31 protein-coding genes are annotated in these 25,516 nt (G+C 59.1%); 13 read left to right on the forward strand and 18 right to left on the reverse strand.

All coding sequences use genetic code 11. The features are described 5' to 3' along the window. Positions 1 to 47 precede the first annotated feature (47 nt). The 11 genes from HGP17_RS08600 to HGP17_RS08650 all read right to left on the reverse strand — a co-directional run bounded on the left by HGP17_RS08600 (position 48) and on the right by HGP17_RS08650 (position 10,414). The gene (locus HGP17_RS08600; protein WP_168807810.1) at positions 48 to 875 is read right to left on the reverse strand and encodes a methyltransferase domain-containing protein; all 828 of its coding nucleotides are present in this window, start codon (positions 873 to 875) and stop codon (positions 48 to 50) included. Between the two features lie 41 nt (positions 876 to 916). Beyond that, on the reverse strand, positions 917 to 1,960 hold the full coding sequence (locus HGP17_RS08605; protein ID WP_168807811.1) for a Gfo/Idh/MocA family oxidoreductase: 1,044 nt from the start codon (positions 1,958 to 1,960) through the stop codon (positions 917 to 919). Between the two features lie 8 nt (positions 1,961 to 1,968). Beyond that, positions 1,969 to 2,754 carry a ThuA domain-containing protein gene (locus HGP17_RS08610; protein ID WP_168807812.1) on the reverse strand — a complete coding sequence of 262 codons (786 nt, stop codon included), beginning with the start codon at positions 2,752 to 2,754 and terminating at the stop codon, positions 1,969 to 1,971. A 164-nt stretch (positions 2,755 to 2,918) separates the two neighbouring features. Next, positions 2,919 to 3,260, reverse strand: a complete 342-nt coding sequence (locus tag HGP17_RS08615) for an SMR family transporter (protein ID WP_168807813.1) — start codon at positions 3,258 to 3,260, stop codon at positions 2,919 to 2,921. Between the two features lie 18 nt (positions 3,261 to 3,278). Beyond that, a complete protein-coding gene (locus HGP17_RS08620; RefSeq protein ID WP_168807814.1) occupies positions 3,279 to 3,842 on the reverse strand; it encodes a TetR/AcrR family transcriptional regulator in 564 nt (187 codons plus the stop codon). Between the two features lie 96 nt (positions 3,843 to 3,938). Continuing rightward, positions 3,939 to 5,027, reverse strand: a complete 1,089-nt coding sequence (ugpC, locus tag HGP17_RS08625; protein ID WP_168807815.1) for a sn-glycerol-3-phosphate ABC transporter ATP-binding protein UgpC — start codon at positions 5,025 to 5,027, stop codon at positions 3,939 to 3,941. Between the two features lie 90 nt (positions 5,028 to 5,117). Beyond that, positions 5,118 to 5,993, reverse strand: coding sequence for a carbohydrate ABC transporter permease (locus HGP17_RS08630; RefSeq protein WP_168807816.1), 876 nt, complete (start codon positions 5,991 to 5,993; stop codon positions 5,118 to 5,120). Between the two features lies 1 nt (position 5,994). Next, on the reverse strand, positions 5,995 to 6,900 hold the full coding sequence (locus tag HGP17_RS08635) for a sugar ABC transporter permease (RefSeq protein ID WP_168807818.1): 906 nt from the start codon (positions 6,898 to 6,900) through the stop codon (positions 5,995 to 5,997). Positions 6,901 to 6,972: 72 nt separating this feature from the next. Then, the gene (locus tag HGP17_RS08640) at positions 6,973 to 8,241 is read right to left on the reverse strand and encodes an extracellular solute-binding protein (protein ID WP_168807827.1); all 1,269 of its coding nucleotides are present in this window, start codon (positions 8,239 to 8,241) and stop codon (positions 6,973 to 6,975) included. Between the two features lie 231 nt (positions 8,242 to 8,472). Continuing rightward, the gene (locus tag HGP17_RS08645) at positions 8,473 to 9,366 is read right to left on the reverse strand and encodes a sugar phosphate isomerase/epimerase (RefSeq protein WP_168807829.1); all 894 of its coding nucleotides are present in this window, start codon (positions 9,364 to 9,366) and stop codon (positions 8,473 to 8,475) included. Positions 9,367 to 9,370: 4 nt separating this feature from the next. Then, positions 9,371 to 10,414, reverse strand: a complete 1,044-nt coding sequence (locus HGP17_RS08650) for a Gfo/Idh/MocA family oxidoreductase (protein ID WP_168807831.1) — start codon at positions 10,412 to 10,414, stop codon at positions 9,371 to 9,373. 135 nt (positions 10,415 to 10,549) lie between these two features. On the opposite strand from HGP17_RS08650, the gene HGP17_RS08655 reads away from it, so the two are divergent. From HGP17_RS08655 to HGP17_RS08665, 3 genes are all read left to right on the forward strand, one after another. Beyond that, a complete protein-coding gene (locus HGP17_RS08655; RefSeq protein WP_168807833.1) occupies positions 10,550 to 11,593 on the forward strand; it encodes a substrate-binding domain-containing protein in 1,044 nt (347 codons plus the stop codon). A 90-nt stretch (positions 11,594 to 11,683) separates the two neighbouring features. Next, positions 11,684 to 12,073, forward strand: a complete 390-nt coding sequence (locus HGP17_RS08660) for a group II truncated hemoglobin (protein ID WP_168807835.1) — start codon at positions 11,684 to 11,686, stop codon at positions 12,071 to 12,073. Positions 12,074 to 12,080: 7 nt separating this feature from the next. After that, the gene (locus HGP17_RS08665) at positions 12,081 to 12,455 is read left to right on the forward strand and encodes a DUF423 domain-containing protein (protein ID WP_168807837.1); all 375 of its coding nucleotides are present in this window, start codon (positions 12,081 to 12,083) and stop codon (positions 12,453 to 12,455) included. Between the two features lie 41 nt (positions 12,456 to 12,496). Here HGP17_RS08665 and HGP17_RS08670 read toward each other — a convergent pair whose 3' ends face one another. The 5 genes from HGP17_RS08670 to HGP17_RS08690 form a co-directional block, all read right to left on the reverse strand. Continuing rightward, positions 12,497 to 12,811, reverse strand: a complete 315-nt coding sequence (locus HGP17_RS08670) for an antibiotic biosynthesis monooxygenase (protein WP_168807838.1) — start codon at positions 12,809 to 12,811, stop codon at positions 12,497 to 12,499. Between the two features lie 18 nt (positions 12,812 to 12,829). Then, complete coding sequence (locus HGP17_RS08675) at positions 12,830 to 13,108, reverse strand: hypothetical protein (protein ID WP_168807840.1); 279 nt, start codon at positions 13,106 to 13,108, stop codon at positions 12,830 to 12,832. After that, positions 13,105 to 13,503 (reverse strand): DUF2325 domain-containing protein, encoded by a 399-nt coding sequence (locus HGP17_RS08680; RefSeq protein ID WP_168807842.1) that lies wholly within the window; start codon positions 13,501 to 13,503, stop codon positions 13,105 to 13,107. Before HGP17_RS08680 ends, HGP17_RS08675 begins: the two co-directional genes overlap by 4 nt. Before the next feature lie 112 nt (positions 13,504 to 13,615). Further along, positions 13,616 to 14,875 carry an energy transducer TonB gene (locus HGP17_RS08685; protein ID WP_168807844.1) on the reverse strand — a complete coding sequence of 420 codons (1,260 nt, stop codon included), beginning with the start codon at positions 14,873 to 14,875 and terminating at the stop codon, positions 13,616 to 13,618. A gap of 5 nt (positions 14,876 to 14,880) precedes the next feature. Then, the gene (locus HGP17_RS08690) at positions 14,881 to 15,336 is read right to left on the reverse strand and encodes a hypothetical protein (RefSeq protein WP_168807846.1); all 456 of its coding nucleotides are present in this window, start codon (positions 15,334 to 15,336) and stop codon (positions 14,881 to 14,883) included. 192 nt (positions 15,337 to 15,528) lie between these two features. Between HGP17_RS08690 and HGP17_RS33910 the strand changes: the two genes are divergently transcribed. The 7 genes from HGP17_RS33910 to HGP17_RS08725 all read left to right on the forward strand — a co-directional run bounded on the left by HGP17_RS33910 (position 15,529) and on the right by HGP17_RS08725 (position 20,555). After that, the gene (locus HGP17_RS33910) at positions 15,529 to 15,702 is read left to right on the forward strand and encodes a hemin uptake protein HemP (protein WP_168807848.1); all 174 of its coding nucleotides are present in this window, start codon (positions 15,529 to 15,531) and stop codon (positions 15,700 to 15,702) included. Between the two features lie 9 nt (positions 15,703 to 15,711). After that, positions 15,712 to 16,767, forward strand: coding sequence for a ChuX/HutX family heme-like substrate-binding protein (locus tag HGP17_RS08700; protein WP_168807850.1), 1,056 nt, complete (start codon positions 15,712 to 15,714; stop codon positions 16,765 to 16,767). Positions 16,768 to 16,782: 15 nt separating this feature from the next. Beyond that, entirely contained in the window at positions 16,783 to 17,712 is a 930-nt protein-coding gene (locus tag HGP17_RS08705; protein ID WP_168807852.1) for a hemin ABC transporter substrate-binding protein, read from the forward strand. Positions 17,713 to 17,749: 37 nt separating this feature from the next. Then, complete coding sequence (locus HGP17_RS08710) at positions 17,750 to 18,823, forward strand: iron chelate uptake ABC transporter family permease subunit (RefSeq protein WP_168808161.1); 1,074 nt, start codon at positions 17,750 to 17,752, stop codon at positions 18,821 to 18,823. Positions 18,824 to 18,830: 7 nt separating this feature from the next. Next, complete coding sequence (locus HGP17_RS08715) at positions 18,831 to 19,622, forward strand: heme ABC transporter ATP-binding protein (RefSeq protein WP_168807854.1); 792 nt, start codon at positions 18,831 to 18,833, stop codon at positions 19,620 to 19,622. A gap of 165 nt (positions 19,623 to 19,787) precedes the next feature. Further along, entirely contained in the window at positions 19,788 to 20,138 is a 351-nt protein-coding gene (locus HGP17_RS08720) for a DUF883 family protein (RefSeq protein ID WP_168807856.1), read from the forward strand. Positions 20,139 to 20,147: 9 nt separating this feature from the next. Continuing rightward, complete coding sequence (locus tag HGP17_RS08725) at positions 20,148 to 20,555, forward strand: hypothetical protein (RefSeq protein ID WP_168807858.1); 408 nt, start codon at positions 20,148 to 20,150, stop codon at positions 20,553 to 20,555. 89 nt (positions 20,556 to 20,644) lie between these two features. Here HGP17_RS08725 and HGP17_RS08730 read toward each other — a convergent pair whose 3' ends face one another. Together HGP17_RS08730 and HGP17_RS08735 are read right to left on the reverse strand one after the other, a co-directional pair. Next, a complete protein-coding gene (locus HGP17_RS08730; protein WP_168807860.1) occupies positions 20,645 to 21,196 on the reverse strand; it encodes an RNA polymerase sigma factor in 552 nt (183 codons plus the stop codon). Between the two features lie 13 nt (positions 21,197 to 21,209). Next, positions 21,210 to 21,416 (reverse strand): NepR family anti-sigma factor, encoded by a 207-nt coding sequence (locus HGP17_RS08735; RefSeq protein WP_168807862.1) that lies wholly within the window; start codon positions 21,414 to 21,416, stop codon positions 21,210 to 21,212. Between the two features lie 262 nt (positions 21,417 to 21,678). Between HGP17_RS08735 and HGP17_RS08740 the strand changes: the two genes are divergently transcribed. The 3 genes from HGP17_RS08740 to HGP17_RS08750 all read left to right on the forward strand — a co-directional run bounded on the left by HGP17_RS08740 (position 21,679) and on the right by HGP17_RS08750 (position 25,512). After that, a complete protein-coding gene (locus HGP17_RS08740; protein WP_168807864.1) occupies positions 21,679 to 22,473 on the forward strand; it encodes a response regulator in 795 nt (264 codons plus the stop codon). 228 nt (positions 22,474 to 22,701) lie between these two features. Then, positions 22,702 to 23,652 (forward strand): sensor histidine kinase, encoded by a 951-nt coding sequence (locus tag HGP17_RS08745; RefSeq protein ID WP_205925898.1) that lies wholly within the window; start codon positions 22,702 to 22,704, stop codon positions 23,650 to 23,652. Between the two features lie 501 nt (positions 23,653 to 24,153). Continuing rightward, the gene (locus tag HGP17_RS08750) at positions 24,154 to 25,512 is read left to right on the forward strand and encodes an NAD(P)-dependent oxidoreductase (RefSeq protein WP_168807866.1); all 1,359 of its coding nucleotides are present in this window, start codon (positions 24,154 to 24,156) and stop codon (positions 25,510 to 25,512) included. Positions 25,513 to 25,516: the final 4 nt, after the last annotated feature.

Consider the following 25,516-nt stretch of genomic DNA (forward strand, 5'->3'; position numbering starts at 1 on the left):
AGGTCTCTGTCAATCGACTGCGGCGATGTTGTCGAGGGCGCAGTCACTTAAATGGCACGGGCGATCATCTCGATCGGGGCAAGCAGACCACCCTCGACCGACATGTTGACATTGCTGCTGCGCTCGCCGGCTCTTGGCCCCATCAATGTGCGAAATCCCTGAGATCGCGCCTCGCCCGCCGCGGCCCTCGCTCGCGCTTCATGCGCGAGCCGGATCACCAGAGCGCTTCGATCCTGCTCCAGCTCCACCGAAAACCCGGCCTCCTCCAGCAGATGACGATAAGCATCTGGGCTGCAGACGAAGCTTGTCTCCGGCTCCATCGCCCATGGCATCGGATAGGGCAACGAGCCCTCACGCATCTGCATGACCTCATAAAGACCGAAGCGGCCGCCCGGCTTGAGGATACGTCGGACCTCGGCAAACAGCTTTGCCTTGTCCTCGATATTCATGCCGACATGGATGAGCGTCGCTCGATCGAAACTGCCGCTTTCGAAAGGCAACGCCAGCGCACTCCCCTGCCGGAAGGAGACTTGATCGGCAAGACCGCAGCGCTCCGTCAGCGAATTGGCCACCTGCACGAACTCTTCCGTGAGGTCGACACCCGAGACGATGCACCCGTAGGAATCGGCGAAATGGCGGGCGGGGCCGCCAAGCCCCGATCCGATGTCGGCAAGCCGGAGCCCGGCAGAAAGCTCAAGATCCCTGGCAAAATCCACCGTGGCCGCATGGCGCCCGAGATGGAATTCATCGACGTCGGCGAGATCACGGATCCGCAGATCCGCAATATCCTTGCCGCTGTCGGACAGAGATTGCAGGATCGCCGTTTCCAGCGATCCGTGCGTGTAGTGGCTGGCAACTTTTTCCTCGGTAGACATGCATGCACTCCCAAGGCTTTGCCTGAAGGTCGATGATCCGATCAGACCTTCAGTTCGCGCCGTTCCGTTTCCGTTACCATGGCAAGATCCAGCACGCGCTGCAAGTTGGCGGCGTGTCTGAAGCTCGGATCCTGGCTGCTGCCGTTCATGACCGCATCAGCGAAGCGCTGGTAGTTGGTCGGCACCGGCGGCACCTCAAGAACACGCCACGTTGCCGTTTCCGTGTCATCGCCAAGGCAACCCCGCAACTCCGAACCGTTCGGGCTGTGGGACACTTCCAGGCCACCGCGTTCGCCATAGATGCGAAGCTTCAGCTCGTTCAGGTGGCCCGTTGCCCAACGGCTCGCATGCACGACACCCAGCGCGCCGTTGGCGAAGTCGACCGACATTGAGAAGCTGTCGTTCGCATCGAGCGTGTATTCGCCGATGCGCTCGCCGGGAGCTTTTGCAAAGGTCTTCAGGCGGGCGAAGACATGATCGATGTCGGTGGCGGCGCCATAGGCGGCGAAATCGAGGATATGAATGCCGATATCGCCGAGAACGCCGTTCGAGCCGTGCCCGGTCGACAGACGCCACAACCACTTGGACTCACTGCGCCAATCGCCCCAGGCCTTCGAGACGAGCCAGCTCTGGAGATAGGACGCCTCCACATGCTTGACCGTGCCGATCTCACCCGAGATCACCATCTCGCGCGCCTTTTGCAGCTGCGCGACGTTGCGATAGGTCAGGTTGACCATATTGACGACCCCTGCCCTTTCGGCAGCTTCCGTCATCTCGAGTGCCTTTTCATAATTCTCCGCGAGAGGCTTCTCGCAGAGAACATGCTTGCCGGCGGCAAGCAGCGGCAGCGTCGTCGGATTGTGAGCCTTGTCCGGCGTGACGTTCGTCACGGAATCGAAGTCGCCCCAGGCCAGCGCCTCGTCCAGAGACAGAAAGCGTTGCTTGATATCGAACGTATCGCAAAAGGCGGTGAGCCTCGTCGCATCCGTATCGACGGCACCGACGATTTCGACGCCAGGAATGCGGGCGAAATGCTCCACATGGTTCTTCGCCATGCCGCCCGTGCCAACTACTATGAGACGCATATGAAACCTCAGCGATAACCGGCTTCGCCGGCCTGGTGCAGTCTTGGGCCGCGCTCGACGATCGGCTCCAATGCCTTTTCGACCGGCACGTTCGGCGCGTCATGGATGCTGGTCTGCGTGCCGAGCGGGTTATGGGCCCATTTGACGGAATTGATCAGAACCTTGTGGACCGTTTCGTTGTGATAGGTCGGATAGGTCTCGTGGCCGGGGCGGAAATAGAAGATATTGCCGGCACCACGGCGCCAGGTCATGCCCGAGCGGAAAACCTCACCGCCCTGGAACCACGAAATGAATACGGTTTCCAGCGGCTCCGGAACGGAGAACTGCTCGCCATACATTTCCTCGTTTTCAAGCTCGAAATGCTCACCAAGGCCGGCTGCGATCGGATGGCGCGGGTTGATGACCCACAGACGCTCGCGTTCACCGGCTTCACGCCACTTGAGTGCGCAAGGCGTGCCCATCAGGCGCTTGAAGACCTTGGAGAAGTGCCCCGAATGCAGGACGATGAGGCCCATGCCTTCCCATACGCGCTTGGCGACACGCTCAACGACTTCGTCCTTGACGGCACCGTGATCCTTGTGACCCCACCACAACAGGACGTCGGTGTCCTTCAGGCGGGCTTCGCTGAGACCATGCTCCGGCTCCTGCAGCGTTGCAGTGGTTGCTTCGATATCAGCATCTGCATTCAGCGCCTTGGCGATGGTGTTATGCATGCCCTCCGGATAGATTTCGGCGACGACCTTGTTGGTCTGCTCATGAATGTTCTCGCCCCAAACGACGGCACGAATAGTCATTACGGCACTCCTCTTATACCATTGAAATTGAATAGGTTATGCGATCCAAAGCGCTTTGGGAAAGCGCCGTACTTCAAGCCTCCATCAGCCTATCAGGGGCAAGACATAGTAAGTCCCCGCTGATTTGACAAAGACAAAAACGACCATAGACAACACCTGTGTTTTCAGTGCGACACGGATTTTGAAAAGAGGTTCACGACTAGGACACCGGCAATGATCAGCGCCAGACCGATAATGGCGGCAAGATCGAGTTTCTGACCGAAAAACACCAGTCCGACCGCGGAGATCAGGACCATCCCGAGCGCACCCCAGATGGCATAGGCAATACCAACCGGGATCACCTTCAAGGTTCCCGAGAGGCAATAGAAGGCGGCGGTGTAGCAAACCAGCAGCACGATCGTCGGAACAAGGCGAGTGAACTGCTGCGACATCTGCAGGGCTGTTGTTCCGATCACCTCCAGCACGATAGCGGCCAGCAGCATTGCATAAACCGATGCATTCGCCATGTCATGTCTCCGATAAAGTTAGAGCTGCGTCAGCTCGATCAGCCGGTCGATAAGCCTTTGACGGGCGCCTTGGTCCAGGTCGTGGCTGCCGAGCAGGTCCGCTAGCCAGATCCCGTCGGTCGCCAATCTGACGATTGCGGCATCGACCGAAGAGTCCGTACCGACATATTCCTCGCTGCGCTCCCGCACCCAGTCACGCCAGCGCTGGCGCAGCTGTGGTTCGCTGAGCAGCACCATCGTCACCTGCACCCAGTCCCTGTTGTCCTCGGGCTCGTCGCGCAGCGCCAGGCATGCACGCAGATAACCGCGGGTAAAGCGGCCATGCGGCAGCGGATCGGCACGCATCGCTTCCTGGATCGCGGCATCCAATTGTGCCAGCATGCTATCGAACAGGGCTTCAAGAAGCATGTTCTTGCTGGGGAAATGATGCAGCAGTCCGCCCTTGCTGACCCCGGATGCGCCGGACACCGCATCCAGCGTCACCGCGGTCATCCCCTTTTCGGACGCAAGCCGCGCTGCGACCTCCAGCAATTGCTGGCGGACGAACAGAGGCTGCTTTTTCCTATGGTGCGCAGTGGACATGGCGGCATAACATACCAGTTAGACGGTTTCGTCAATGAGCTATCGGCGGGGCCTGATGGCCTGTCGAATTTGGCTGATCCCTGTGTCGTTTCCTCCTCAGTTTACGGAATGATGGGCTGCATCCGCTTCATCGAAGATGCTGACCTTGGTCGCATCCACGGCAAAGGCAATCGGCGAGCCGGTGGTGATCGTCGTCATGCCGGGATCGGTGCCGATGATCTTCGAACCGTCCTTCAGCCGGACGTGAACGAGCGAACGGTCACCCAGACGCTCGATGGTCTCGACCTGACCGCCAATATCGCCCTTGTCGGCCGTGGTGACGACCAGATGCTCCGGGCGGATGCCAAGCGTTAGCCCGGAATTCGCCAGGCCTTCGAGAGCGATGGCGGTCTTGATCACTGATCCGTCCGGCAGCGTGGCCGTTGCCAGCCCGCCGGCCTCACTCACTCCAGCGATATTGATGAAGTTCATGCCGGGCGAGCCAACGAACTGTGCGACATAGCGCGTGGCGGGTCGTGTGTAGATCTCGACGGGTGTCGCCACCTGCTCGATCTTCTTGTTGTTCAGAAGCACGATGCGGTCGGCGAGCGTCATCGCCTCCACCTGGTCGTGCGTGACGAACACCATCGTCGCGCCCAGGCGCTCGTGCAACTGCGCCAGTTCGACGCGCGTACGTGTGCGCAGTCCAGCATCGAGGTTGGACAGCGGCTCGTCGAACAGGAAGACATCCGGCTCGCGCACGATGGCTCGGCCGATCGCGACGCGTTGACGCTGGCCACCGGAGAGCGCCGAGGGCTTACGGTCCAGCAGATGCGGCATTTCGAGGATCTTTGCGGCTTCCTCAATACGCCTCGCAATCTCGTGCTTGGGCGTTTTGATGTTTCTCAAGCCGAAGGACATGTTGTCGCGAACGGTCATATGCGGATAGAGCGCATAGGACTGGAAGACCATGGATACGCCGCGCTCGCCCGGCGGCAGCTGGTCGACGCGCTTGCCACCGATCCAGATTTCACCGTTCGTGATCGATTCCAGACCCGCGATCATGCGCAGCAAGGTCGACTTGCCGCAGCCTGAACCGCCGAGGAAAACGACGAACTCGCCACGCTCGATCGTCAGATCGATGTCGTTCAGAACCTGCACGGCACCGAAATGCTTGGTGAGGGATTTGATGTTGATTCCTGCCACTTTACGCCTCCTGCGGAAAAATCGAATGTTGTCGAACTTGCCATTCATCGCGTCTCGCCCGGCCTGAGCCGAACGAGACTTCCGCATTGTTTATTTGACGGCACCTACCGCGACACCGCGCGTCAGGGTCCGTTGGAAAATCAGGAAGAAGATGATCGTCGGCGTAATGCCCAGCAAGGATGCTGCCGCGATCGCAGTCGGCTCCTGCGTGTTGGAGCCGGATAGAACGCCCATGGCGACGGAGACCGTCTGGTTGTTGTTGGAGACCAGAAAAACCAGCGGAATCAGAAACTCGTTCCATGTCCAGATGAAGAAGAAAGTCGCCAGCACCGCCAGCGTCGGCCGCAGCACCGGAACGATCACAAGCCACAGGATCTGCCAGCGCGAAGCATTGTCGATCTGCGCCGCTTCGATGATCTCGCGCGGGAAAGTCGCCAGAACCGACGAGAGCAGATAAGTGCCGAAAGCCGTGTGCAGGACGCCAAAGATCAGAATCACGGCGAACATGGAATCGAACAGGCCAACCTGCTTGGCCATGTAATAGAGCGGATAGACCAGGGCTTCCTGCGGCGCCATGATCGAAATCAGCAGAATGACGAGCATGACCTGCCCGCCGCGCACGCGCCCGATGCCGATCGCATAGGCGTTCAACAGGCTAAGAACGACCGCCAGGATAGCCGTGCAGACACTGATGAGCACACTGTTGAAGAGCTTGCGCGGAAAATTGACGGTGGTCCAAAAATTCTCGAGCGCCGTCAGATCAAAACTGTGAGGCAAGGCGAGCGGACCGTTACCGGCATAATCCGAGGGCGTCTTGATCGCATTCAATGCCGCCAGCAGGAACGGGAACAGCGTTCCTGCCAGGAACACAAGCAGAATGGCCAGCACGACCCAACGCCCAAAACCCTTTTTCTGAGGGTTATCCGACGAAACGATCTGAGCTGAAATCGAGGATGTGGCCGACATATTAGTGCCCTCCTTCGGATTGCTTGGACTGCATGCGCAGGAAGACGACGCCGAGTATGATGGTCATCACCGTTTGCAGCGTTGCGATGGCCGCAGCATAGCCGACACGGTTCGTCGTGAAGAAATGATAGTAGGACAGATAGGACGGCACCGTCGTCGCATTGTCCGGACCGCCCGACGTCAACACGTAGATCGGCGCGAAAACCTTCAGCGCCGCAATCAGCGTCGTTAGTGCGACGACGAAGATTTCCGGCATCAGCATCGGGATCGTGATGGAGCGGAAACGCCCGAACCAGCTCGCATTGTCGAGTTCGGCGGCTTCATAGAGCGAGGGATCGACACGCGCCAGGCCGGACATGAAGACGACGAGGCAATAACCGACCTGCACCCAGACGATAACGGCCGAAACGGCAAAGAGCGCATAATTCGCGTCCCCCAACCAGTTCTTGGCGAGGAAATCGAGCCCGATCGCTTTCAGCACGGCGTTGATGATGCCGATCGGATTGAGAATCCAACCCCACAGGACGCCGGCTGCCGTCAACGGCAGGATCTGCGGCAGATAGAAACCGGCGCGAAAGAAGCTCGACCAGGTCTCGTTGAATTTGGCGCTGATATAATCGAAGAGCACGGCCGCAAGCACCAGCCCGAGAAGGATCGGCACGATGGTCATCGAAATGATGAAGAGCACAGTGTGCTGGATCGAACTCCAGAAGACGGTATCCTGCAGCAGCCTCTGATAATTCTCAAGACCGACATACCGGGGCCAGAAATTGCCGCCCTTCCATGTCGTAAAGCTGATTGCGAAATTGGCAATCAGGGGAATGAGCACAATAAGAACAAACCCCAGCACACCGGGGATCATATAAAGATAGTACCCCGCCCTGCCGGCGCTCTTCGACTTGTCCATCGAAATCCTCCAGTCCGATACGGCGAGGCGGCATGAAAGCCGTCCCGCCGTTGTGATTGTCGCCGATGGTGTTTACTGCGCTGCCTGCGCGTCGTCGTAAGCCTTCTTCAGGCGCTCCACGAACTGGTCAGGCGTTGTCGAGCCGTTCACGAGGCCAGTGGTTGCCTGGATCAGCAGCTCGTAATAGCCGGGAACCGGCCAGTCAGGATAAAAGCCGAGGCCACCCTTGCTTGAGATCTGGTTGAAGAGTTCGACGTTGCGCTTGCCAACCTCGTCGGTGATCGCAGCCGGATCGGCCGCAATGGCGACGCCGCCGAGATTTGCCTGCAGGTTCTGGTTTTCCTTGCTCAGAACCAGATCGATGAACTCATAGGAGAGATCCTTATTCTTGGCGCTCTTCGGCACCATGAACATGCTGCCCGTCGAACCCGTGCTATACTTCGGGGTCGGGAAGATGAACTGGCTCCACTTGAAGTTCTTGATCGAGCCGGCGAAGTTGCCGTTGTTCCAGGTGCCGCTGACGAACATCGGCGCCTTGCCGGACGAGAATAGGTTGTCGGCGCCGCCGGTGCCCTTCAGGCCCGTCGAATCCTTGGAGATGTAGCCCTTGCTCACCCAGTCGGCGATCTTCTGTGCGGCAAAGAGGAAAGGCTTTGTATCGAGCGGAGCTTTGAGGCCCTGATAGTTCTTCACCCAGGTATCGTCAGCCTGCGTGAGCGCCAGCGTATAAAGTAGGTGCTGCGCGTTGGAATCGACCGTGCCGTAGGCAAGCGGGGTGATGCCCTTCTGCTTGAACGTAGCAAGCGCCGCTTCGAATTCCTCGAACGTCGTCGGCACCTTCACGTTGTTGGCCTTGAACATGTCTTCGTTATAGAAGACCGAGACGAATTCGGCATAGGCCGGAATGCCGATCATCGGCCCGGAGCCATAGACGCCGCTCTCGTCGTATTTGCTGAGCTGCGTGTTGGTTTCATTGAGGATCTTGTCCCAGCCGCGCGACTTGAATTCGTCGTCAAGCGGCGTCAGCAGGCCCTGCGACGCAACGAGGCCCGCAGTGGCGTTGCCCTTGTTGTATTCGAGCACGTCAGGTGCCTGGTCGGAATTGAGAATGAGGCTGCCGGCCTTCTGCAATTGTTCGAAGGTCTTCTGCTCGAAATTGATCGTGATATCAGGATGCTTGGCCTTCAGCTGTTCGAGAGCCTTGGTCCATGCCTTTGCTTGAGGCGTAGCCGGCAGTTCGTACCACCAGACGTTAAATGTCTTGCTCTGAGCTTGCGCCACACCGGCAGCCAACAGAAGCGACACGCCGGCAGAGATCGCCAGCTTCGAAAAAATATTCATACATTCTCCTCCACCTGCGAACCGTGACGGTATTTGTCCGATGACATGGCCCGCGCTGCCACCGGCGTTTTCTCTCTTGTACCAAGCGCCCGCCTGTCCATCGGACAAGGAGCGGACGCTCGGCAGTTCCTCCGTTTAGGTACCCGTCCTGCCCGGTGCGTCAGACGCTCCGGACAATTGATTAACGCACACCTTGCCTCCTAAATCGATGCAGATTCGCAAATCCATGCGTTATTCGACAAACTCTCCGCCACGGCTTCTCTTGAGATAGTTCAGGCCGTGAACCTGACCAGTCATTTCGAGCGCATCGCGATAGACAGGATCGTGCCAGCCCTCGATATCGATCGAGCCGGACCAGCCGGCAAGGCGCAGCTCGGAAATGATGTCCGTCCAGTTGCTGTCGCCGAAGCCCGGCGTGCGCATGAAGACGAACTTCTCCTTGCCGAAAATGCCGTGCTCCTTGATGACATCCCAACGGATGGTCGCATCCTTGCCGTGGACGTGGAAAATCTTGCTTGCCCACTTGCGGATCTGCGGCAACGGCTCGATCAGATAGACCATCTGATGGCACGGTTCCCATTCGAGGCCGAGATTGTCGTCCGGGGTCTCGTTGAACATCAGCTCCCAGGCGTCTGGGTTGTGGGCGATGTTCCAGTCACCGGTCGCCCAGTTGCCGTCCATGGCGCAGTTTTCGAAGGCGATCTTGATGCCTTTGTCGGCGGCTCGCTTGGCAAGCTCGCTCCAGACCTGCTTGTAGCGCGGCAGGCTTTCGGTCAACGGCTTGTTGCGGATACGGCCGGTAAAGCCGGCAACGCAGGTTGCGCCGAAATGATGGGCGTTGTCGATGCAATCCTTCCAGCCCTGCAGCGTCTGCAGGTCCAGTTCGCGCTCTTCAAGCGGATTGCCGAACATGCCGAGCGTCGAAATCGTGATGTCGCGATCGCCGATGGCATCGCGGCAGCGCTTGCCGAGTTCCGCAAGGTTCTGGCCGTTGGTGGTCTGCCAGAAGAACGGCTCGAAGCTTTCGAAGCCCAGGTCGGCGATCTTGGCGATGCCCTTGGCGGCATCCTCGTTCGTCGCCCTGATCATCGTGCCGATGCGGATGGCCTTTGCCGGATTTGTCATTTTGTCACTGTCCTTGTGCTGAGATATCGACGCGCCGACCTGTCTTGGCGCTCTCGATAGCGCCTAAAACCATGGCAAGGCTGCGAATATTGTCACCGCTTGCCGTTTCAGGCGGCTTGCCGGTTTTGATCGCTTCGATGAAGGAGGCGATGACGCTGGCGTGGCCGTGCGTCTCTTCCTCCTGCTTCGGCCCGGGGACCTCGATCGGGGTAGCACCATGCAGCAGGCCCGGCTCGTTGCCGGCAACACCAGCCTCGAAATTTTCTTCGCCGTCCCAGGTGAGCATGCCCTTGCTGCCGGTAAGCCGCCATTGGCTCTCCCAGCTCGTGCGCCGTCCCTCGGCGCACCACGAGCCGCGATAGCTGAAAACGACGTCGTCGGAAAAATCGAAGAGCGCATGCGCCGAAGCGCCATGCTTATACCACGACCCTACAGGGTTCTTTTCGACGCAATAGACCGAAAGCGGCACCTTGCCCGATACGAAACGGGCGGCATCGAAGGTATGGATCGCCATGTCGAGGAGCAGCACATTGTCCATTTCCTCGCGGAAGCCGCCAAAATGCGGGCCGAGGAAGAAATCGCAATGGACACCTGTCAGTTCGCCGATCGCCCCCTCTTCCACGAAGCGTCGCATACGACGGATCCCGGAAATGAAACGGCGGTTCTGGATGATGGCATGCACCTTGCCGGCTTCGGCGGCGAGACGGATCAGTTCGGCACCTTCTGCAAGCGAGGTCGCCATCGGCTTTTCGCTGAGAACGTGGCAGCCGGCTTTCAGCGCTGTCGATACCACGCCGAAGCGCGCAGCCGGAATAACGACGTCGAAGACCAGATCAGCCTTGGTCGCAGCGATGACCTCGGAGAGATCGGCGCCGATAACGACGTTCTCGAGGGAAAACTCTTTCGCAAGATTTTCGGCGGTCGCGCGGTTGAGGTCGACCAGACCGACGATCTGAATGGATTCGGCAAGCGCCGGCGTCGAGGCGATGGCCCTGAGCCAGCCCTTGGACATAGCTCCGCACCCGCACAAAATGGCATTAAATTTCACGATATCCTCCAGCGGGCGGTGCGTAACCCCTCATGACACGCGCTCCGTAAACGTTTACGATACTATGCGAAAAGATTTTCCTGTGTCAATAGAGGAGGACTACGGAAAATGGTGCATGGAGGAAAACCGCGGCCGATGAAGGGGATTCGCCAGCTTGCCGAGCATCTCGATATCTCGATCGGCACAGTATCACGCGCATTGAACGGCAAGCCTGATGTCAACGAGGAAACCCGCAAACGCGTTCTCGCGGCCGCCGAGCAGCTCGGCTACGTAGCAAATCAATCGGGCCGCAGCCTCAGGCAGGGCACGACGAACGTCATCGGCCTGATGATCCAGTCAAGCAAGGAAACCGTTGAAAACAGCGACAATTTCTTCCTGACCGTTACGGGTGGCCTGCAAAGCGTCTTCTCGCGCCACAATCTCGATCTGATCATGCTCCCCTGCCCGCATGACGAAGACCCATACGAATATCTGAAGCGCATGGTGGCACGGCGCGTCGTCGATGCCCTGATCCTGTCGGAGACGCAGCGCGTCGACAAGCGCTTCGACATGCTTGCCAAGGCGAAGATTCCTTTTGCAGCCCTAGGCCGCAGCCTTTCGGGTGTACAGCACCCCTGGACAGATCTGGATTTTGATGGCGTTGCCAATTGCGCGATCGACCGGCTGGTCGCGCATGGACATCGCCGCATCGCCATCAGCACGCCCGCAAGCGACATCAATCTCGGCTTCGTCTTCGTCGAAGGCTATCGCCGCGCGCTGGAAAGACATGGCATCCCCTACGATCCGGCGCTGGTTATCCGTGCCAAATCGAGCGAGCAAGGCGGCTATCAAGTTGCCGATGAGCTGCTGCGCCTCGATGACAGGCCGACGGCGGTGCTTCTGATCTACGAGCTGATGGCGATCGGCCTTTACCGGCGCGTCATGGAGGCTGGCATCGTGCCGGGCCGCGATATTGCCGTCGTGGGCTTTCGCGAGGCACCGCGCGCGAAATTCCTGCAGCCGACGTTGACCTGCTTTCGCACCTCGCTGCACGATCTCGGCGTCGAGCTTGCAGAAATTCTTCTATCCAGCATGCCCGCCTACAACCACTTCTATCCCAATACGAGGCTGCAGCGGACGTGGCCACTGGAGCTGGTTCCCGGAGAAAGCGACGCCTTCCAGCTGACGACCAGAAAATAACCAGCGCCGAAACGCCGCACCGTCCATGCGGGCGGTTGCGGCATCGCTCGTCAATTGCCATGTAGGACATCGCAAACAGGGGCCCGGGGCTTGAGCGAAGACACCATCACACTTTACGAAGCGATCGGCGGCGATCGAACCGTGCGCGCGTTGACGGCGCGCTTCTATGAACTGATGGATACGCTGCCCGAAGCTGCCAATTGCCGCGCCGTGCATCCGCCGAGCCTCGAAGGCTCGCAGGAGAAATTCTACGAATATCTGACCGGCTATCTCGGTGGACCGCAGCTCTACATTGAGAAACGCGGCCATCCACGCCTGCGCAGCCGCCATTTCGTCGCCGCTATAGGCCCGACGGAACGCGACGAGTGGCTGTTGTGTTTCCGCCGCGCCATGGACGAAACCATCGAAAACGAAAAGCTGAGAGCCATCATCTGGGAGCCGGTCGAACGCTTGGCTTTCCACATGCAGAACAGGGAATGAGGAAAATATGAGTATCGGCGCCATAATCCGTCCGGCCACCCTGTTCGTTGCCGGTATTCTCGGCGGTGGCGGTGTGGCGCTGGCCGCGGCCGCAACCCATGGCGGCGACACGCATTTTCTCGGCGCGGCCTCCACCATGAGTCTCGCTCATGCCCCTGCCCTCCTCGCGCTCTATGCGGGCTATGACCGGATCCGCACGGCGCCTGCCGCTACAGTCCTGCTGGGATTGGGAACGCTGATTTTCGCCGGAGACCTCATCAACAGGCATTTCGGCGGCAGCTCGCTGTTTCCGATGGCCGCGCCGACAGGCGGAATGGGCATGATCGCCGGTTGGGCTGCGATCGCGCTCGGCGCTTTTTTCAGGACAAGTGCGAAGTCGTAATGTTCGATGTTCAGGACAGCTGACTCGCGGCCAGGTCCGGCTTAAATCCCCGGAACCACGCTGAAGCCTTCGAACTGCGGCGCCCCCCAATAGAGCCGCTTGTTCTCGCCGGCATTACGGTGCGCCATGCGGAAATGCTCGGATTTCGTCCAGTTGAGGAAATCCTCCTCGCTGCGCCAGGTCGTGTGCGAGGAAAACAGCGTGTAACCCTCCTCGACATTCGACTTGCCACGCAAAAGGCGAAACTCCAGAAAGCCGGAGACCTCCGAAAGCCTGGAATCGCGCCCTCTCCACACCTCTTCGAATTCGCCCTCCAAACCGATGACGACCTTGAAGCGATTCATGGCGATGTACATGGAGACCTCGTTTGACGATCAGACCTTCTTGCGACGGGCGGCAGTCTTATCCACGCTAGGCGCAAAGGCAATGATATTTGCTCCGTCTAGGCTCGCTTCATCGCGCGGGCGGTCCGATGCCTCTCCCGGATGCCGTGCTTTCCAGGCCGGGAAGGAAGTGACGTTGGCTGCGCGCTGATGCTCTTCGGCGCGGCGCATCAGCAATTCATAGAGTTCGGGCACCAGCCCGTCACCATTCTGCGCGGCCAGCTTGTGCAGGCCGATCAGCATAAACCCCTCGGGGCCATTATCGATCATTGGGAAACGTCTCGTTCTTTCATGGTCTGCAGCGCCCGTTCGAGGCTGGACTTGCTGCCGTTGCGTAAGGGAATGAACGCCTTGCCGAATTTCTTGCAGCCCGTCTTTACCCGCAGGCAGGCATCGTGGCTGATACAGTCGATCGGGCAGAAGACACAATCGACGGAAGGCAGCACAGTGTCGATACGCGACACGGCTTCACGCAGCCCACCGTCGTGATGGATCAGTTCGGCACCGAAGTTGCTGGCGATCTGACGCAGATGCGCCACCTGGCAATCGCGTCCGCCGACATAGAGAAAACTGCGAACGTCGAGACTGGATTTTGCTGGAGCCTGTGCCGGCGTTTGCGCCTGGCGGTTCTCCCGACCAAAATCCCTCTTCCCCTTACGCGCCATGCATCACCCGTTTGCTGGTTGCTCTTGCGCGCTCGATTCCGTCGAGCGCGAGGCGACCTTAGTAAACATGAGTTTTAGAGTAAAGTATAAAGTTGAGGATTTTCATCATATTTTAAAATCGGCCGGGCTTTATCAGGAAAGGGATATTGAACGGCATACTAGACAAGCCAAGTTCGCTGGGAATTGGGTCGCACGACCCTACACCGCGCACTGCTGTAAGCATCGCCTGGTCAACTTCAGGATTTCCAGAACCTGACAATATCCTAGCCGATGATATCCGGCCGGAGGCATCAACCTTGAAGCCAACTACCACCGTCATATTGCTCCCCTTGGCAGATACTCCCTTAGTTGCCCGGCGCATGCAGGACTGAATTTTACCGACGTAGTTCGATCGAGCGGCGTTGCCCTCGCTGGCAAGCCGCGCGTTCATTTGCGAATTCGTATCGGATCGAGCCGTCTCAGTCCCATTGGTCGATCCCTTCGTCGAATCCTGCTTGTCTTCGCCCCTCGATCCCGATCTCGCCTTCACGGTCTTTGCGACCGGCTTCTTGACTTCCTTCGGCTTCTCCACCGGCTTCGGCTTTTCGACAGGCGTCACGACTTCAGGAGTCGGCTCGACTGGCTGGACTTCGGCGACCTGAGTATCGACTGGCTGTACTGGATCAACCGGCTGAATGACGGTCGTCTCGGCCGGTACCTGTGTCGCCAATATCTGCGGCTGCTCCGGCGCGACAGTCGACGGCTGCGTCTGCTCGGTAGGCTCGACGGGTTCGGCTGTTTGCGCCTGCTGCGTTTCGGCTTCCTGCGGCTGGACCGTATCCTGCTGCGGCTGAACCGGCTGCGTTTCTTCCGGCGTGACCTCGGTCGGCTGCACGGTCTGCGGTTGCACCTCTTCCGAGGTAATCTGCTCGGGCTTCTGCTCCTCGCCCTCGGCCATCTGATCGCTATCGGAATTACCGATCATGATGACGCTAACGGTGTCTCCGGCCTCTTCCTGGGCATCCTCCGGCGTGGCGACGAAGGTCAGCAAAAGAGTCACGACGACGATCGCGTGAAACAGGCATGACCCAAAGCCTGAGAAGAGAAGCGACTTCTTTCGTCCGGTGGCGGCAACGAGCGGCTTGTCGGGCTGCGCGTCCATCGGGATATGCTCGTAAGGCTCCATCGGAGCCGGCGCATCGGCCGGATGCTCCGGGAAGGAGTCGATCTGGCTGAATCGGCTGTAATGCACAACGGCTTCGCCGGCTGGAGGGCGGGGTACGCCCTCGAGGCCGGTCAGCTCGTGGCCCGGAAGCACACTCGGGAAGTTGTCATTCAAGCCACCGTTCGAACGGCGGCGCTCGATGGAAACCTTGACCGAGCGCGTTGCCATAGCATTCAGCCTTCAAAAGGAACTGAGATCTGGGAGCGGGTGGTCAGCGCGGCTTTGCACTCGCCCGCGGCCGGCCCGTCGCAGACAGGCGTGTCGTTGATGATGATGCGCGAAACGGTCTCGCACTTGATGCCGGGCATATCGAACTGGCGCACGCGCTTCTTGCCGAGCGGCAGATCGCGGAAATCGAGAACGGTAACCTTGTCGACCGCATTCTTGTCGTTGAAGAAGGCAAGTTCGAAGGAAATCTTGTTGATCGGCGTCGCCATATCGTTTTCGGCAACGAACGTCATCATGCATCCCTTCTGAGAGGGAGCAAGCGCGTTGAGTTCGACATTGAGCTTGTGATTGGCCGCGGCGGGAGCCGCTGCTGCACCCGCATCCTGAGCAAATGCGGGAACGCTGGATGCTGCGGCAAACATCCCCGATATAGCCAGCGCCAGGATCGTTTTCGTCAGCATCAACCTGTCTCCGAGTATGTTTTTGACGCTTGCCGACCAGGCCAGTTGCTCAGGCGTGCATCGTCGATTTTTTAAACTTGACTTTGTCAGTCTTCTATTGCGTCTTTATGGAACCTTGAGTATGCAAGTCAAGATAAATTTGGCCGGACAGCCGTCCGGTCCCCGACGAATTTTCAGGCTAAACTAAACAGGATGATTGCTGAGAAGACCCCTACGCCGCCGGCTCCGTGCACGACGGCACCGCAAATAAGGATGGTCGATAGCACGGATATTTTCCGCGGCCAGACCGAAATCATGATCAAGCACGAAGGTGTGATCTACCGAATGAAGATCACGCGCCAAGGCAAGCTCATACTCAACAAATAGGCATGACAGATGACTGAGACGACCCGACCGACCCCAGCCGCCATCCGCGCTTTCCGCGCAGAAAACCCCAAGATGCGTGAGCGCGATATCGCAGCCCGCCTCGATATTTCCGAAGCAGCCCTGGTTGCGGCCGAAGTCGGCATTTCTGCCATTCGCATCGATGCCGATGCCAATCGTTTCCTCGAGCGCATCGCCTCGCTCGGCGAAGTCATGGCCCTGTCGCGCAACGAGAGCGCCGTCCACGAGAAGATCAGCGTTTACGAGAACATCAAATCCGGCGTTCAGGCCGCCATCGTGCTTGGCGAGAATATCGACCTTCGGATTTTCCCGAAGCGCTGGGCCTACGGTTTCGCGGTGACCAAGCTCGACGGCGACCAGAAGAAGCTGAGCCTGCAATATTTCGACAAGGCCGGCGATGCGGTTCACAAGGTGCATCTGCGCCCGGATTCGAATGTCGAGGCCTATCATGCCATGGTCGAGGAGCTTCGCCTCGACGACCAGTCTCAGGAACTCAGCGAGGATCGTTCCGGCTATGACAACGGCGCCACCGATGGCGACGTCAGCCGCGACGAACTGCGCGATCACTGGAGCCGCATGACCGACACGCACGAATTCTTCGGCATGCTGAAGAAGCTGAAGATCGGTCGTCAGGATGCGATCCGCACCGTCGGTGAGGACTATGCCTGGAAGCTGGACAACGGTGCCGTCGCCGAGATGATGCACGCCTCCGTGCGCGAGGGTCTGCCGATCATGTGCTTCGTCGCCAATGAAGGTATCGTCCAGATTCATTCCGGCCCGATCTTCAACGTGCAGGCCATGGGTCCCTGGATCAACGTCATGGATCCGACCTTCCACCTGCATCTGCGTCAGGATCAGATCGCCGAGGCATGGGCCGTGCGCAAGCCGACCAAGGACGGCCATGTCACCTCGCTGGAAGCTTACAATGCCAAGGGCGAGATGATCATCCAGTTCTTCGGCAAGCGTAAGGAAGGCTTCGACGAGCGTCGCGACTGGCGCGAGATCATCGAAAATCTGACGAAAGCCGGCGCCAGCGCCGCTGCATAAGAAGTGGCATAGAACATGTTCAAGAACGTCAAGCGCATCAGGCCCTGGGAAGTCGCCCTGACCCTGGTGGTAATGGCCCTGCCGCTCGTTCCGGCAAGCCCGATCGCCGGTGTCAGCAGCTTCGTGCGGCATGCTCATGCCGCCGAAGCGCAGAAGAAACTCGATACCACGCGTCTCGTCTCCATCGGCGGCGACGTGACGGAAATCATCTATGCGCTCGGTGAAGAAAAGCGGCTGATCGCGCGCGACTCGACCAGCCTCTATCCCAAGGAAGCGACGACGCTTCCCGATGTCGGTTATATGCGCGCGCTGTCCCCAGAAGGTATCCTTGCTGTCAATCCGACCGCGATTATCGCGGTCGACGGCTCCGGACCGCCGGAAGCGCTGGCCGTCCTGCGCAACGCCAGCCTGCCCTTCGAGACCGTGCCGCAGACCTATGATCGCGACGGCATCCTGAAGAAGATCGAGGTGGTCGGCGGCCTGCTTGGCGTGCCGGAAAAGACCAAGGCTCTTGAGGACAAGGTCGCAGCCGATCTGGATGCCGCTATCAACGATTCCGCCAAGCGGCCGGAAGCCGAGCGCAAGCGCGTGCTCTTCGTGCTCAGCAACCAGAATGGCAAGATCCTGGCGGCAGGAACAAATACGGCCGCCGATGGCATCATCAAGCTCTCCGGCGCCATCAACGCGATCAACGGTTTCAGCGGATACAAATCCTTGACGGACGAAGCGATCATCGAAGCCAAGCCCGACGTCATCCTGATTATGGATCGCGAAGGCCCGCTGTCGATGTCGAACGATGATCTGCTGAAGCAGCCGGCGATTTCGCTCACTCCCGCCGCCAGTCACAAGGCGGTCATCCGCATGGATGGCCTGCATCTGCTGGGGTTTGGGCCGCGCACCGCCAGCGCGATCCGCGAGCTGAACGCCTCCATTTACGGGGGCTGAGGTGGCATTCAATGATGCCATGGCGGGGCTGAAGCAGATGTCGCGGATGACGGCAAAGCGCAATGACGGAGACCGCACGATGCGTGCGGTTCTTGTTATCGGCCTTCTCGTCGTCATGTCCGCGATCGCCTTCCTTTTTTCGATCACGACGGGTGCGTCGAATGCATCGATCATCGATGTCGTCGCGAGCATGGTGCAAGGCGGCGCCGATAGCGCGCTCAGCAACCGCGACCGCATCGTCATCTTCGATATCCGGCTGCCACGCGCCATCCTCGGTTTCCTTATCGGGGGAGGACTGGCTGTTTCGGGCGCCGTCATGCAGGGCCTGTTCCGCAACCCGCTCGCAGATCCCGGCCTGATCGGCGTTTCCGCCGGCTCGAGCCTCGGTGCGGTTGCGATGATTGTTCTCGGCGGCGGCGCACTGGCGCCGATCGCGCAGATCTTCGGCATATTCTCGCTGCCGATCGCGGCCTTCATCGGCGGTTTGGTTACGACGATCCTGTTGTACAAGATAGCGACGCAGCACGGGCAAACCTCTATCGCAACCATGCTGCTGGCCGGGATCGCTCTCGGCGCGCTCGCCCTGGCCGCAACTGGAATTCTGATCTACATGGCCGACGACCGGCAACTGCGCGACCTCACCTTCTGGAGCATGGGGTCCCTTGCCGGCTCGACCTGGACCAAGGTGATGGGCGCCGGCCCGATCATCATCCTGTCACTTGTTCCCCTTCCCTTCATGGCACGCGGCCTCAACGCGCTGACGCTCGGCGAAGCAGCGGCTTTTCACATGGGGATCGCCGTGCAGCGCCTGAAGAATATTGCCATCGTCAGCGTTGCAGCGGCAGTCGGAGCCTCCGTCGCCGTCAGCGGCGGCATCGGCTTCGTCGGCATCGTCGTGCCGCATATCCTTCGCATGGTCATCGGCCCGGACCATCGGTTCCTGCTGCCGGCTTCGGCCTTGCTGGGCGGCTCCCTGCTGATCATCGCCGATGTGGTTGCACGTACCATCGTCTCCCCTGCCGAATTGCCGATCGGTATTCTGACGGCAGGCGTCGGCGGACCGTTCTTCCTGTGGATGCTGCTGCGGCAGCGCTCGCGTCTCAGCCTGTGAGCCTGCGATGATCAACGTATCCAATCTGAGCATCCGGCTTGGCGGAAAGAGCGTCGTGGAAGATGTTTCCTTCACCGCCGAAGCGGGAACGATGACGGCGATTTGCGGACCGAACGGCTCGGGCAAGACGACCACCATGAAGGCCATATCGGGAGAGCTGGCCTATCAGGGAGCCGTGCAGATGAACGGCGCTGAAATCCGCGGGCTGCAGCCATGGCAGCTTGCCGAGATGCGCGGCGTGCTGCCGCAGGCAAGCGCGATCTCCTTTCCGTTCACCGTGCGCGAAATCGTACGCATGGGTCTGACCAGCGGCCGTAATCGCCATCCGGAACAGGCCGATCGCATAGCGTCGGAGGCGCTCGCCTCGGTCGATCTCGGCGGCTTCGAAGGCCGCTTCTATCAGGAACTTTCCGGCGGGGAGCAGCAGCGCGTGCAACTCGCCCGCGTGCTTTGCCAGATCTCGGAACCTGTCATAGACGGCAAGCCCTGCTGGCTGCTTCTCGACGAACCCGTTTCGAGCCTCGATATCAGCCACCAGCTGACCATCATGACTCTTGCCCAGCGGTTCTGCCAACGTGGCGGCGGGGTCATTGCAGTCATGCACGACCTCAACCTGACCGCGCTCTTTGCCGACCGGATGGTCCTTCTGAAGACTGGCCGTCTGCAGGCGGCAGGCCCTATCAAGACTGTGCTGACAGATCAGCATCTGCAACATGTTTTCGGCTGCAATCTTCGCGTCAATCGCGTTCCGGTAGATGATGCGCCCTTCGTTCTCGCCCATAGCGCACTCGCCGACTAGGCGTCCTCCCGCTGCCCTTTCGGGAACTTTTGCTACATCCGCGCGTTGAGGTTCAGCGAGCGAAACAGTGTTTCGTGCGCTTACGAATTCAGTGTGTCGGCTCAGGCCCGATCATCGCGAACAACCGGCGCCCAGGGCGCCCAGGCAAAGCAAGGGAGCTCAACAATGGCTACATCCATCCTCCACTCGGCGCGCAGCAAGCGCAATGGCAGCAGCCTGCGGGACGTCGAGGCAAGCATCGAGGATCAGATCGAATCGCTGCGCGACGAAGTTGCAGCTTTCGCATCGCTGATCAGCGAAAACAGTGCAAAGCAGGGCAAGAAGCTGCGTGCGAGCGCAGAGTCGAGCTTTGAAGATCTGGCGGTTCGCGGCGAAGAACTGCTGCAGGAGTTGCAGCGCGGCTATGCACGAGGCTCCCGCGAGGTTCGCAAGACCGTTCGCCAGCACCCCGTCGCCACCGTCGGCGCGGCTGCTGCATTCGGTCTGGCTGTCGCTCTGCTCCTGTCTCGCCGCTAAGGAGGCGGCATGATCGGCTCGATCTTTGGCCTGCTTCTGTCAGGCACATTTAGCCGTACCGTTGCGCGAACCAAGCGCAACGGTATCTTCATAGCCATCGCGGCGCTACTTCTTCTGACGGCCTACGCTTTCGCGCTCGTTGCGGGCGCCATTTGGTTGGCGACGATCTATGGCGCTGCCGTTTCAGCGCTTCTCATGGCGGCCGGAGCACTGCTCCTTGGCTTGATTGTGCTCGTCATCATGGCGATCATCGACAAGCAGGAGCAGCGGCGCGCAAGAGAACGCCGCCTTGCCATGGAATCGATGGCAGCAGCCGCATTCGGCCTCATCCGCAAGCAGCCGTTGATGACAACAGCCATTGCCGCCGCGCTCCTCTTCGGCAATCTGTTCGGCTCGAGCCGTGATGACGATGACTGAAAGCAATTTTGCCACGCGGTGAAATACGGCGCGTGGCAAAATCTGGATCCCGATATGAAAAAGCCCGGTCTCGCGACCGGGCTTCTTTGTTAGAAGGCGAAGGCTTTCGACGTGAGCGGCGCCGAAGTGGCATCCGGACCGAAATCGGCCTCACCGGAAATATCCAGCAGCTCCTGCAGGCGCTGACGCGCGCGGTTCACGCGGCTCTTGATCGTACCGACTGCACAACCGCAGATCTCGGCGGCTTCCTCATAGGAAAATCCCGATGCGCCGACCAAGATGATCGCTTCACGCTGATCCGGCGGCAGCTGATCCAGCGCCTTGCGGAAATCCTGAAGATCGACTGCACCATATTGGGAAGGATGCGTGGCCATCGATTCGGTAAAGATGCCGTCGCTGTCTTGAACTTCACGGCCGCTCTTGCGCATCTGGCTGTAAAGCTCGTTGCGCAGGATCGTGAAGAGCCAGGCCTTCATGTTTGTGCCCATCTCGAAATGGTCCTGCTTGGCCCAGGCCTTCATGATCGTGTCCTGGACAAGATCGTCGGCCCGGTCGTGACGACCGGTGAGAGAAATGGCGAAGGCGCGGAGGCTCGGCAGGGCTGAGAGGAGTTCGCGCTTGAAGCTCGTTTGCGGTTCCATGACGCCGACCTCCTTACTCGGAGACTTTTGCAGAGGCCAAACGCTCGACTTGATCGAGCTTTTCCAGCAGATCAAGGAAGCGATCGGGAATGGCTTCATCCTGCACCGCGGCATAGAAGGATCGCAGCCGATTGCCGATCTGGTTGTTGGGGTCGAGGATATCCATCGCGCGCAGGTCGGATTTTTTGTTTTCTGCGTCCTCGTGATTCTGGATAGTCATATAGCCTGCTCGCTTTTCAATTTCTCGCGTTCATGGGTCGGGCACGCATTACAGCCTCCCCGTCCGGGAGATCAGTCGGGCCCATCCAAAACTGTTCCTAACGAATCGTAAAGGATGAGACAGGACGATTGTAAGCATTGTAATGCGAGTACCTAAAAAAAGTTCCGATAAAGAGGAACTTTTTTACTCAAGTGACGTTTGTTAGTCATTGCAGCCTCTGTGCTGTATTTAATTAGAATTTGATAAAAGGCGGGAGCCATTGATGACACTTTCCACACGCATTGCGCCGCATCTTCCATATTTGCGGCGCTATTCTCGTGCTCTGACCGGAACACAGACGTCTGGGGATGCCTATGTTGCCGCGGTTTTGGAAGCTATCATCGCCGATATTTCCATTTTCCCTGACACGGACAGCGACCGTGTTGCACTCTATAAACTGTTCACCAAGCTGTTCGGTTCCGTGACACTTGAGATTCCCGAGCCGACGTCGCCTTTTGCCTGGGAGCAGCGTGCAACAGTCAACCTGTCGAAGGTCTCCCCTCTGGCGCGCCAGGCGTTCCTGCTCGCCTCCGTCGAAAGCTTCCGCCTGAGCGAGATCGCCGATATTCTCGACCTGTCGGAAACCGAAACGATGCATCTGCTCGACACCGCTTCGCAGGAAATCTCGCGACAGGTGGCGACGGAAATCATGATCATCGAGGATGAGCCGTTGATCGCGATGGACATCGAGCAGATGGTGGAAAGCCTCGGCCATCGCGTGACCGGCATTGCCCGCACCCATGCGGAAGCCGTTGCGCTCTACAATGCCACCCAGCCCCGGATGGTGCTTGCCGACATCCAGCTGGCCGATGGCAGCTCGGGTATCGATGCCGTCAACGACATCCTGAAGACAGCCAGCATCCCCGTGATCTTCATCACCGCCTTCCCGGAACGCCTGCTGACGGGCGAACGCCCGGAGCCGACATTCCTCGTCACCAAGCCTTTCAATCCCGATATGGTCAAGGCCCTCATCAGTCAGGCCCTTTTCTTCAACGAAACCACAAAGGTGGCCGCCTGAGCCGATTGAAAATATCGCTGCGGAACAAAGAAAACAGCCGGACGTTGAGTTCTTCAGCGGTCGGTTTACCGACTGTTATTCCGCCCTATTTAATAGATCGGTCGCAGATTTTACGCGTGGAGATGCCCTGTCGGCGGGGCACTCAAGCTTCGAGTGAAAGGCAAGCCGGTGAATACGTCTGAACCATTACCCGGCGCGCCTTTGAGTTTGGAAGGCAAAGCCGCTCTGATGGAGCGGGCGCTTGCGAGCGCCAATGTGTCGATCCTGTTCCAGGATCTGGCACTATCTATCCGTTACGCTGATAATTTACCGGATCATCTAAAGCCATCGCTTGTGATCGGCGGCAATGACTCGCATCTGTTCGGCGAAAAGGATGGAGAGCATCTCCTGCGTCTCAAGCAAGGGGTGCTCGACAGCGGAAAGCCGGCAACGGCCGAAGTCGAGATTCCAAGCGGCGACGGCATTCGTGTCTACGAACTGAAGATGGAGCGCGTCGGCGCCCGCAAACCGCAAGGTGTGCTGTCTGTCATTTCTGAAATCACCGAAAGCCGTCATCGCGAGAAAGTGCTGAAGTCGCTCTTGCGCGAACTCTCGCATCGCTCGAAGAACCTTTTGGCAATTATCCAGGGTATCGCGACACAAACCGCTCGTCACACGCTGTCCGTCGACAATTTCCTGATCAAGTTCCGTGGCCGCCTTCAATCCCTGTCGAATTCGCAGGATTTGATTACGGATTCCAGCTGGCGCGGCGCCTATCTGTTTGAACTCGCAGAGAAGCAGTTTGCACCCTATTGGCCCGATGCCGGTGTACCAATGCCGATCTTCGGCATCAACGCACACCTGACCCCGAATGCCGCCGTGCATCTGGGACTTGCCCTCCACGAGTTGATTGTCAATTCCGCCTCGCATGGGGCCATTTCGATGGGCGCGACCAGCATCACCCTGAATTGCAAGGAAACGGACCTCGATGGCAAAAAGGCGATCGAGGTTGCATGGTCGGAGCATTTTACCGCCCGCGACAAGCATGAGTTCGAAGACAACAGCTTCAGCCGAACGGTTCTGGAGCGCGTCGTGCCGACGTCGATGAATGGCCGCGCCGACTTCTCGATTGGCGACGGCAACATCAGCTATCGCCTGACCATTCCCGAAACCGAATATGAGATCATGAGACGCCCCTGACACGCCGCGACGCCAAGGCTGCGGGTGTCTCGACACAAAAGAAAACAGCCAGCGCGAGGGCGGCGCGCTGGCTGCTTTACACTCATCGGGAGGGGACCGTGAGTAGAAGTCCTGCGATGCTATTGGGCGTGCATCAGGGGGATGCAATCATCATCAGGACACTCTGATAACGACCCTGCGAAACCTTGGTTCCATCCAAGGACGAAAAAAATCTTTTTTCGTGGCGTGCAATCATCCCGCACAATCCTCCGCCAATGCCGACAGCGCCATGGCAAAATTCAACGACACGCCGATAGCGCATCGTTTTGCTCATCGCCAAAATCGATAAAATCAAAACAAAACAGATGCTTGATTTCGCTCTCGTGACGAGACCGACCGCCGATTTGTCCTTCTGAAGCGATGCTTCAAAGCGACAAAATCGCCAAAATTTTACCGTTTGATAAATTTTTTAACCTGAGTTACCGTTCCCGTACTAGCCGTTTACTATAAGAGGGAACTTCAATGGGACGACTGGAAACTGGGATTCATAGCGGCAGGCTCACGCCCGCCGAATATGATGCAAACTTTTCCGACCTTCATCCGCGCCTCAACAAGCATGAGGCTCTGGTCGCATCCGACCGCTGTTATTTCTGCTACGACGCGCCGTGCATGACGGCCTGTCCCACCTCCATCGACATTCCGATGTTTATCCGTCAGATCTCGACGGGTAATCCCATCGGCTCGGCCAAGACGATCTTCGATCAGAACATTCTTGGCGGCATGTGCGCCCGCGTCTGTCCCACCGAACAGCTCTGCGAGCAGGCGTGCGTGCGCAACACTGCCGAAGAGCGCCCGGTCGAAATCGGCCGGTTACAGCGCTATGCGACCGACGCGGCGATGGCTGAAAACAAGCAGTTCTATTCGCGTGCCGCATCCACCGGCAAGAAGGTCGCCGTCATCGGTGCCGGCCCGGCCGGTCTTGCCTGCGCTCACCGCTTGGCCGTCAAAGGCCACGATGTCACCATCTTCGACGCCCGCGAAAAGGCAGGCGGCCTGAACGAATATGGCATCGCCACCTACAAGACGGTCGACGACTTCGCCCAGAAGGAAGTCGACTACGTGCTCGCCATTGGCGGCATCGAGGTGAAGAACGGCCAGGCACTGGGCCGCGACTTCAGCCTTTCCGACCTCTCTCAGCAATATGACGCCGTATTCCTCGGCCTCGGGCTTGCCGGCGTCAACGCGCTGCGTGCCGAAGGCGAGGAACTCGATGGCGTCGCCGATGCTGTCGCCTACATCGCCGATCTGCGCCAGGCCGGCAGCAAGGCCGATATCGCCATCGGTCGCCGCGTCGTCGTTCTCGGCGGCGGCATGACCGCGATCGATGCGGCCGTGCAAGCCAAGCTGCTCGGCGCCGAAGAAGTGACGATCTGTTATCGCCGTGGCAAGGAACACATGAACGCCTCGGAATTCGAGCAGGATCTGGCTGCCTCCAAGGGCGTCATCATCCGCCACTGGCTCGCCCCGAAGCGCATCCTCGACAAGGACGGCAAGGTTGCCGGCATCGAGGTCGAATATACCGAGCTGCGCGATGGCAAGCTTGCCGGCACCGGTGACGTCGGCGTCATCGCCGCCGACCAGATCTTCAAGGCAATTGGCCAGACGTTCGAAGCCTCGGGCCTTGGCGCATTGCGCATGGAAGCCGGCCGCATCGCCATCGACGGCGAAGGCCGGACCTCGATCGACGGCGTATGGGCTGGTGGCGACTGTGTGCTTGGCGGCGATGACCTGACGGTCTCCGCCGTGGCACAGGGTCGCGACGCAGCCGAATCCATCAACATTGCGCTCGCTGCCGCCAAGTCGGCCGCTGCAGTCGCCTGAAAGG

It is taken from the genome of Rhizobium sp. P38BS-XIX, assembly GCF_012641435.1.
GTDB lineage: Bacteria > Pseudomonadota > Alphaproteobacteria > Rhizobiales > Rhizobiaceae > Rhizobium.